The organism is uncultured Caballeronia sp., assembly GCF_964243625.1.
Classification (GTDB): Bacteria; Pseudomonadota; Gammaproteobacteria; order Burkholderiales; family Burkholderiaceae; genus Caballeronia.
This window is the reverse complement of sequence record NZ_CAXTGZ010000232.1, coordinates 1-8,748: the sequence shown is the minus strand read 5'-3', so window position 1 is coordinate 8,748 and position 8,748 is coordinate 1. Positions and strand designations below refer to the sequence as shown.

9 protein-coding genes are annotated in these 8,748 nt (G+C 60.1%); 6 read left to right on the top strand and 3 right to left on the bottom strand.

Translation table 11 applies throughout. From position 1 onward, the window contains the following. From ACFFAR_RS16765 to ACFFAR_RS16755, 3 genes are all read left to right on the top strand, one after another. Positions 1–2,127, top strand: a 2,127-nt coding sequence (locus ACFFAR_RS16765; RefSeq protein ID WP_375508155.1) for a hypothetical protein, incomplete at its 5' end; no start/stop codon positions are given. Positions 2,128–2,270: 143 nt separating this feature from the next. After that, positions 2,271–2,438, top strand: a complete 168-nt coding sequence (locus tag ACFFAR_RS16760) for a hypothetical protein (protein WP_155524231.1) — start codon at positions 2,271–2,273, stop codon at positions 2,436–2,438. 315 nt (positions 2,439–2,753) lie between these two features. Then, positions 2,754–3,203, top strand: a complete 450-nt coding sequence (locus tag ACFFAR_RS16755) for a GDP-mannose mannosyl hydrolase (protein WP_062000954.1) — start codon at positions 2,754–2,756, stop codon at positions 3,201–3,203. Positions 3,204–3,421: 218 nt separating this feature from the next. Here ACFFAR_RS16755 and galU (ACFFAR_RS16750) read toward each other — a convergent pair whose 3' ends face one another. Beyond that, positions 3,422–4,381, bottom strand: coding sequence for a UTP--glucose-1-phosphate uridylyltransferase GalU (gene galU, locus ACFFAR_RS16750; protein WP_082771313.1), 960 nt, complete (start codon positions 4,379–4,381; stop codon positions 3,422–3,424). A gap of 295 nt (positions 4,382–4,676) precedes the next feature. Here galU (ACFFAR_RS16750) and ACFFAR_RS16745 point away from each other — a divergent pair, with 295 nt between their 5' ends. Both ACFFAR_RS16745 and ACFFAR_RS16740 read left to right on the top strand, forming a co-directional pair. Continuing rightward, positions 4,677–5,849, top strand: coding sequence for a GlxA family transcriptional regulator (locus ACFFAR_RS16745; protein WP_375508154.1), 1,173 nt, complete (start codon positions 4,677–4,679; stop codon positions 5,847–5,849). A gap of 83 nt (positions 5,850–5,932) precedes the next feature. Further along, a complete protein-coding gene (locus ACFFAR_RS16740) occupies positions 5,933–6,523 on the top strand; it encodes a phosphatase PAP2 family protein (RefSeq protein WP_375508153.1) in 591 nt (196 codons plus the stop codon). A gap of 51 nt (positions 6,524–6,574) precedes the next feature. Here the strand turns inward: ACFFAR_RS16740 and galU (ACFFAR_RS16735) are convergent, their stop codons facing one another. Next, positions 6,575–7,504 carry a UTP--glucose-1-phosphate uridylyltransferase GalU gene (galU, locus tag ACFFAR_RS16735; RefSeq protein ID WP_062167451.1) on the bottom strand — a complete coding sequence of 310 codons (930 nt, stop codon included), beginning with the start codon at positions 7,502–7,504 and terminating at the stop codon, positions 6,575–6,577. 148 nt (positions 7,505–7,652) lie between these two features. Continuing rightward, positions 7,653–7,796: a hypothetical protein gene (locus tag ACFFAR_RS16730; protein ID WP_172811946.1), complete on the bottom strand. Its 144-nt coding sequence runs from the start codon at positions 7,794–7,796 to the stop codon at positions 7,653–7,655. Positions 7,797–8,096: 300 nt separating this feature from the next. Between ACFFAR_RS16730 and ACFFAR_RS16725 the strand changes: the two genes are divergently transcribed. Further along, positions 8,097–8,748: acyltransferase family protein (locus tag ACFFAR_RS16725; RefSeq protein ID WP_174365437.1), on the top strand; the 652-nt coding region annotated here is incomplete at its 3' end.

Here is an 8,748-nt window from a genome sequence, read left to right as displayed (position 1 = left end):
TGCCGCGGGGAGTCGGCAGCCGCCCAGGATGCGGAGCCGTCGGACGATACGGTCAAGATAGACGGCGCCTCGTGGACGCCATGCGCAGCCGAATACGAGCGATGCTCCTTCGATGGCGCCAGAAAAGTGCTCTATGGCACGCCCGAAAAACACTCGGTCAAGACATTCACCGGCGGCACGGGCTGCGACAACGGCGTTTTCGACGACCCCGCTCCGGGCGCGACAAAGCATTGCTGGGTGGAAGCAAGCTCGAAACCGAGCGGCGCCGCACGCTTTATTGCCGATGCACCGCCGCCGTCCACCCCGCTCGCGATGCAATGCACGGCTGCCGCCCCGGTTGAAATCTCCGGTTCGAGCCCGACGGCGGACAGCGTCGAAGCCGATACCCCCGGCAGCAACGGCACGCGCATGTTCCCGAGGCGCCAACCGTTCGACGTGACGCTGACCACGCGAACGAAATCGACCGGCACGCTCGTCTGGCAGGTCCAGGACGCATGGAACACGGTCAAGGCGAGCGGCCGCATTGCCGTCGCGCCGGGCGTGCACGGGTCGTCCATCCGATGCATTTCGCAGGCAGCAGGGTATTTCGCCGTCTCGGCACGGCTCGAATCTCCCAATGCGTCGCCGGTGACGCTTCCGTCCAAAGGCACACGGCCGGCAGGCATCGCTACGTTCGGCGTGCTGCCCGACCTCTCGGGCGTGTTGCCGCCGGTCAAGTACAAGCACGCCGACCTGCATCGCTTTGGCGGTCAGGGCGCGGCATATCTGCGACCGGGTCAGTCATGTTGTTCCGGCGACGGCTACCGGCCGCTCTATACGGACCTCGGTCTCACGTGGGTGAACGACAACCGCAACTGGTACATGACGGAGCCGAAGGCGCCGAACACCTTCAACGCCGCCGCCGATAACCTCCAGCCTTTCTTTAAACCAGGCGACCTGCTGCGCCTGATCCAGCTCGATGGCATTCCGGGCTGGGCAAACCAGACAGGCAAGGACACGCATAGCTACGCGCCCTCCTCGCTCACCGACTACAGCGCATACATGAAACGCGTGGGCGAAGAGTCGAACCGTGTGCGCTCGACCGTATTTCCGACGCAATCGAGCAATTACTACCAAGTGAGCTGGGAGCCTGATTATGAAGGCGGCCTTCCGTGGCGCGATTCCGACGCCAATCTCGTCGCGATGTACAAAGCCACGTACGAAGCCATCCACGCGACCGATCCGCATGCGGTGGTCATGGGGCTGACGTTGTCATCGCTGGGAAAAAACACCGAGTGGCTGAACCGTCTCGCACCGCTTGGGATTGCCAAATATATCGATGGCGTGAGCGCGCACGGTTATTACGATGTCGGCACGTCGCCCTCGCATCCGCCCGAGCGCATGGCGGGCAACAGCGATCCGCAAAAGGCGGCGCAAAGCTTGCCGGCCATGATGCGCACGCTGCGCCACACCATGACGCAGATGCTCAAACCCGGCGCGAAGCTTTTCATAACCGAGTCCGGGATCAGCTATGACATCGGCACGAAGTACGGAAGCACGACGCCGTCCGCGAACGTGTTGTATGCGCAGGGCGCGCTCGTCGCACGCCTGCATCTGATCCTGCTCGGCGAAGGCGCCGACATGAGCTACATTTTCTACGCGACCGATCCGCCCGAAGTGGGGTACGGCATATTCTTCGACCTCGTGAACGCCGAAGGCGGTTTCGGCCCGATGCAGATCAGCCCAAAACCCGCCGCCATGGGCGTGGCGGCAATGACGCGTGCGATAGACGGCACTACCACTTTAGGCCACGTCAAGGACACCCCGCCCGGCGTGTATGCCTATGCGTTCCAGCGGCTGGACGGCGGCAAGGTCGTGACCGCGCTATGGACCCATGACAACGCCGCGTGGCCCGGCGCCTCGGGCTTCAGCGCCACGCGGGGCGTGCGTTATTCGCTTACCGTCGATGCACCCGGCACTTCCGGAACGCTCACCGTGCTCGACATGATGGGCAATCCATCGACGCTGCCCTACGCGAACGGGCAGGTGGCGTTGACCCTCACCGAAGCGCCCGTGTACGTCATTTCGCAGAACACCGAGGTGATGAAGAAGAACGTCGACGCGCCAGAGGGGTATGCCGCGAGGTAGCTTCATGTTCCATTGCGCTTCAGACTGTTTCGATGAAGCTGCCGGGCCTTTACGAAAGTTCCGACAGTTTCATCGTCAGGCGTCCCTTAAATTCGATCTCTCCAAGATCATTTGAGGTAACGGCGCATGCCGTTGTAATCGCCATGAACCAACACGATACATCGCGCGCTTCGTCGCTCGGCAGCAACCTTCTTCTCGCCGTATTGATCGGCTGCGCCACCGTGATGACCGCATGTCCGGTCGACACACCCGACCCCGCCGACACAACGCACGCTGAAAACACCACGCTCGTACCGAATGAACTGCGCTGACTTCCTTTTGGCTTACGAACACGATCTTTCGTCGGTTTCTGCCAGTCCATCGCCAATACGGCGGCTCTGGACGCGCGCTAAACTGAATTGCCTGCATTAAGTGCCGGAACAGTCATCGATGCACAGGAAAACTTTGCGTCCTGGCGCCACATGATTGTGTTTCCAGTAAGCGGTATCTGCACACGCCTGTCCAAGAACAACGACCATGACTGAGGTATTTCGAGCGTGACAGACCTTTCTTCGTTTTCCGCAGTTTCCGATACTCACGGCACCGCCCACCCGGCGAAATCCCCGGCTACTGCCAGCGCTTCTCATCTGAATGAAGCGGATTTTCTCGATGTCGTTCGGCTGACACCGCTTGTGTCCATCGACCTGATCGTGACCGACGGCAATCGTCGCGTGCTGCTCGGGCAGCGGCGCAACCGTCCGGCGCAAGGCATGTGGTTCGTACCGGGCGGACGCGTGATGAAAGGCGAAACGCTCGATACCGCGTTCACGCGCGTGGTACGCGACGAGCTGGGTATAGCCAGCGTCCAGCGTTCAGCCTCGCGTTTGTTCGGCGTATTCGAGCACCACTACGACGACAACTTTGCCGGCGTTGCGGACATCAAGACGCATTATGTGGTGCTCGCTTACTCCATCACGCTCGGCGGCGCCGTGCCTATAGGCCGCTTCGTTCAGCACAGCGGTTACGCGTGGCTGCTGCCCACTGAAGTACTCAGTCGTGACGACGTGCATCCGAACGCCAAGGCTTATTTTCGGTAACACGCAGCGACGCAGTCCACTTGATTGGCGAGCGGCTTCATGAGCCGCTTTTTTTGGCCCATGCACATACGAAAAAAAGCCCGCACGAGGCGGGCTAAAGACCATAGCGCGCACCGGGGGGCTAGCGCTACTTGAAACACGGCACATGCTGCAATTGATTACGTGTCCCCGACACGGCCGGACCTGCCTGCAGCTGACAAACTCCGGCGACGTCGTTATCAGGCATCGACTGCGAGTTCGGGCGTTTCATCCAAAGGCGGTTCGTCTTTCGGCTCGACTTCGGGTTCGGCTTCGGGCGCAGGGCGACGGCTTGCAAGGAACGCCTTCAGATAGGCGTCAAACTGCTGCGCCACTTCCGGATGCCGTAATGCGAACTCGACAGTCGCTTTCAAATAGCCGAGCTTGCTGCCGCAATCGAAACGCTTGCCTTTGTACCGATACGCCAGCACCTGTTCGTCAGCGAGCAACGCCTGGATTGCATCGGTCAACTGGATTTCACCGCCCGCGCCCGGCTTCTGCGTGCGCAGATGCTGGAAGATGCGCGGCATCAAGACATACCGCCCCACCACGCCGAGGTTCGACGGCGCGAGCGCCGGTTCGGGCTTCTCGACCACACGCGCGATCTTGAACAGATGATCGTCCCACTGGCGCCCGTCGATCACGCCATACGATCCTGATTCGCTCGGATCGATCTCCTCGACACCGAGCACCGACGAGTGATATCGATTGAACACTTCGACCATCTGCGCCATGACGGGTGGTTCGCCGTCGAGCAGATCGTCGGCGAGCATCACGGCAAATGGTTCGTTACCGATCAGCTTTTCAGCGCACAGCACGGCGTGGCCCAGGCCCAGCGGTTCGGCCTGACGCACGTACACGCAATCCACATGCGACGGCTTGATGTTGCGCACGAGGTCGAGCAACTCACGTTTGCCGCGTGCCTCGAGCTCGCTTTCAATTTCATATGACTTGTCGAAGTGATCTTCTATGGCGCGCTTGCCGCGGCCCGTGACAAAGATCATTTCCGTAATGCCTGCGGCGACCGCTTCTTCCACCGCGTGCTGGATCAGCGGTTTATCGACGATCGGCAGCATCTCTTTCGGACTTGCCTTCGTTGCAGGAAGAAAACGCGTTCCCAGTCCTGCGACGGGAAACACCGCCTTGCGTACTTTCAGCATATCCGCCCCTTGTTTGTCCGGCGCTCGCGAGCGGGCCAGGATTTCTAGTGAATGTGACTTGTTTGACTTATGTGGCTTATGTGGCTTGGCGAACGCATCACGCTCGTGCGCTATGCGCGTCGCAATTTCGATCACTAGCGATCACTAAGGGCCAGCTTATTACTCGAATATCGAAACCATCTGCCAACATCTCGTGCTTTTCAGACGACTGATATGACGCATCATCATCGCCGCGTATAGTGCGACGCATACGAGACCAAATACCCGCCGCTCTGACCGACAACGGAGAAAGTTGATGGGACACGCCAATGGCATGAGCCGGTTGCAGATTGTGCGCCCGACCGGTGCAAATACCGCACTCGCGCACGAGCTGCATGCTCAATCATCGCCCGATACAACCGAACACGAAGTGTCCGCCCCCGGCCAGGATCCGGCAAACGAAACCGCCAACGACGCAATGCAAGACGTTATGCACGAAGCCAGACTCGAAGGCACGCCGGCACCCAAGCGAATCGGCATTCTTATCTTCGAAGATTTTTCGCTTGTCGAAGTCAGTTCGATTTCCGAAGTGTTTTCGCTCGCCAACGAGATTCACGAACTGTCGGATGCAGCCGCGATCAAGGGTGGCGAGACGCCGGACTATGCGCTGCTGTTTTTATCGAGCGATGGCGGCAGCGTTGCCAGCAGTTGCTCCATGCGCATCTGGACCGAAAGTCTCGACACACGCTGGATGAGCGATTGCGATGCGCTGTTCATTGCCGGCGGAGAGGGCGCACAGCGCGCGAAACTCGACACGCAGTTGCTGCGCCGCTTGAGCCGCGTCGCGCCGAAGATTTCCTTCGTGAAGGCAATCGGCGAAGGCTCGCAGATTCTCGCCGCGGCGAACCTGTCGCTGCAGAATCGCGCGCCCGACTTCGAGGACCCCGCAGCGGCGTCCGCGTTGACGAGCTCGTTGTTCATTGCGGAACAGACGCTCACGCTCGATGACCCCAAGGGTCCGATCGCAGCCGCGTTGTCGATCATCAAGCGCGATTACGGTCCGGCGCTGGCGCGGGAAGTATCGGAGCGATCGATCCCCGGCGCGTGGCCGAAGCTGTCCGCCGTGCTCGAAGACACCGACGTGGGCGGCGTGCGGCAAAAAATCGACGCAGCCGCGCGCTGGATGCGTGAGAACTATATCCGCCCTATTTCCATCGCCGATGCCGCGCGTGTCGCCGCCATGAGCGAGCGCAACTTCCTGCGCCGGTTCAAGGCGCAGATCGGGCTGACGCCATCGGAATATTTATTGCGCGCCCGGCTCGATGCAAGCTGCATGTTGCTCGCGGCGACCGACCTGCCCGTCGACAAGATTGCACGCCGATGCGGCGCGGGAAGCGGCGACGGACTGGCGAAGATCTTTCGCAAACGCCTGTCTATCTCGCCGACGGAATACCGGCTTGCCGGACGCAGGAAAGCAGCAGAAGATTAAATAGATACGATGTAAAAGCACAGCGCGACAAGCCGTGCGCGACGTTTTCGGTCGCAGCACGGCGCGCGTTTTTCGGGGGAAGCATGACAAGTACCACCTTGATGGCCATGTTCACCAACCTGGGTGACGTGGCGGTGACCATTCCGGTCGCGGCGGGATGCGCGATCTGGCTGCGGGCAACGGACAAGCGCGAGGCGCTGGTCTGGATTGCATCGCTTGGCGCCGCGCTGGCGCTGGTCGGGATCAACAAGATTCTTTATGCGGGCTGCGGTATCGAAGTCCGATCGCTCGATTTTCGCGTGATCAGTGGCCATACCATGCTGACATCGGCGGTATGGGGCGTGACGTTCGGATTGCTGGCCGGGAGTTGGTGCGCGGGCTGGTACGGGCTTGGCGCGGCGGCCGGGTTGGCGCTCGGCGCGCTGATCGGTTTTTGCCGGGTCGTGCAGGATGCCCACACGCCCATTGAAGTCGTCGCCGGATGGTTCCTCGGCAGCGGCGTTGCGCTGTTTTTCCTGCGGCGCTTTTTCGGTCAGCCGCGCAAGATGACCGGGTCCATATTCGCGGGGCTCGGGCTGCTGGTTGTATCGACGATTGCTTACGGGCATCACGCCCCGATCCAGCAAATCCTGGTCGCTTACTCGCCGTGGTTATGCCGGTGGTTTGATTTCTGATTCTGCCCGGACTTTGCTCGCACCGGTCCATTCGATGATGCGAGCCGCGTCCTATTCAAGCACAGTCAGTTCCGCCTGTTCGATCTGCTCGGGCACGGGCGCCGGCATCAGCTCCGCCATGCATTCACGCAGATAAGCCTCGAAACCCTCCCGCACCTCCGGGTGTTGCAACGCGAGCTGCACGGTCGCCTTCAGATATCCGAGCTTGCTGCCGCAATCAAAGCGCGTGCCGTAATAACGGTAAGCGAGCACCTGTTCGGCTGAAAGCAATGACGCGATGGCATCGGTCAGTTGAATCTCGCCGCCGCTTCCTGGCGGCGTCTCGCGCAGATGCGAGAAGATCCCGGGCATGAATACGTAGCGTCCGACCACGCCGAGATTCGATGGCGCCAGCGCCGGCTGCGGCTTCTCCACGATGCCCGACAACTTGATGATGTCCTCCTCCCACTCGCGCCCTTCTATCACGCCGTAGGACGCGCTATCGATGCGGTTGATGCGCTCCACGCCGATCACCGAGCTATGGTAATGATTGAAGACATCGACGAGCTGCTTCATCACCGGCTCCTTGCTGTGGAGCAGATCATCCGCGAGGATGACGGCGAACGGGTTGTCGCCAATCAGCTTCTCGGCGCACAACACCGCATGTCCCAGGCCGAGCGCGTTCGGCTGGCGGACATAAAAACAATCCACGTTCGCAGGCTTGATCTTGCGGACGACGTCGAGGAGCGCCTGCTTGCCGCGCGCTTCGAGCTCCGCCTCGATCTCGTACGATTTATCGAAGTGATCCTCGATCGCACGTTTGCTACGGCCCGTCACGAAGATCATTTCCGTGATGCCGGCGGCAATCGCCTCTTCGACGGCGTATTGGATCAGCGGCTTATCGACGACGGGCAGCATCTCCTTCGGGCTCGCCTTGGTGGCGGGCAGGAAACGCGTTCCAAGTCCGGCGACAGGAAATACGGCTTTGGTGACTTTCAGCATCGCGCGCTTCCCAAATGATTATTTTATTGAGGCACGAACAGCCGTTCGTGCGGTTTCGTACATACGCATTGCCGATGACCGTGGTTATCCACGAAGAATCCGCTTTGATTCAACAACCGGGCTACAGCACGATCGGTCCAATCCCGCGCTATTCGATGTCGTCAGCCTGCGGAAAACGGATGCCTGATGCATTCATCTTCGACATCGGATCGTTGCGCAGCGCGTCTCTGTACGCCGAGACCGCGGCGAGGACCAATAAAACAGCAATACCAGCGAGTGCGTGCATGTCCATGGCGTTACCCTGTTTTCGAATGGTTTGAAATGAAGTTATCAGAAAAAAAACGGCAAATAATTGCCGCCGTTTCCAGCCGAATTAATTCGTTACCTTTCGAACAGACCCCGACGAGTTTTTTCCCGATCATGCGCAGTACGAGGTGTTTCCAGGCGGTTGCCGCGCATATTTTTCCATTATTTGCGGGACTAACATGGCACTCACGACACCTACTGAGTGAGCGCGTCCCAAAGGCGCCGTAGGCCCGGCATTGACCGGTCCCGCTTATATGAACGAAACATCGCGGACATGAGGTTTTTAATGAGCGACTCCTCCCTGCTCGATCCGGCGGCTTCTTCCCTGCAGTTATCGCCGGAGCGGGTAGCCACGGTCAGCGTGGAAGACAAGGACATCGCCATCAATGCGTGGCGCGGTTTCGCCGCGCTCCTGGTCGCGTATTTTCATTGCCGCCAGATCACGTGGATCGGCATCCAGCAGTTTCACAAGACGGCTGCAGGCTTCGATCTCAACACGCTTTTCAGCTATCTCACCTTTCCGATTGCGTGGGGCTCGGCCGGTGTGCCGATCTTCTTTGTGATCAGCGGCTACTGTATTCATCGTGGAACGGCGCGCAAGCTGCTCGCCAACCCGTCCGCACCCTTCGATACCGGCAATTTCCTCATGCGCCGGTTCGCGCGGATTTACCCGGTGCTGCTCGCGGCGCTCGTGCTGACGTATGTGCTCGATTCGTGGAGCCGCGGCTTTTCGCCGGTTAGCCCGAAGATCGGGACGCTTGACCTGCATTTGTTTATCGTCAATCTGCTTTCGCTGCAGGGTGTAGCAGGCGGGACATTCGGGTCGAACGGCGCGCTGTGGACGCTGTCGCTCGAGGTGCAGTTCTATCTTGTGTATCCGCTCTTGATTGCGCTACGCCGGCGGATCGGCATGAAGGCGGTGCTTGCGAGTGTGGGCG

Bases quoted from the DNA above. Each gene is read 5' to 3' on its own strand.
- ACFFAR_RS16760 (WP_155524231.1), top strand. From the start codon at position 2,271: ATGAACCAACACGATACATCGCGCGCTTCGTCGCTCGGCAGCAACCTT.
- ACFFAR_RS16745 (WP_375508154.1), top strand. From the start codon at position 4,677: ATGGGACACGCCAATGGCATGAGCCGGTTGCAGATTGTGCGCCCGACC.
- ACFFAR_RS16730 (WP_172811946.1), bottom strand. From the start codon at position 7,796: ATGGACATGCACGCACTCGCTGGTATTGCTGTTTTATTGGTCCTCGCC.
- ACFFAR_RS16740 (WP_375508153.1), top strand. From the start codon at position 5,933: ATGACAAGTACCACCTTGATGGCCATGTTCACCAACCTGGGTGACGTG.
- galU (WP_062167451.1), bottom strand. From the start codon at position 7,504: ATGCTGAAAGTCACCAAAGCCGTATTTCCTGTCGCCGGACTTGGAACG.
- galU (WP_082771313.1), bottom strand. From the start codon at position 4,381: ATGCTGAAAGTACGCAAGGCGGTGTTTCCCGTCGCAGGACTGGGAACG.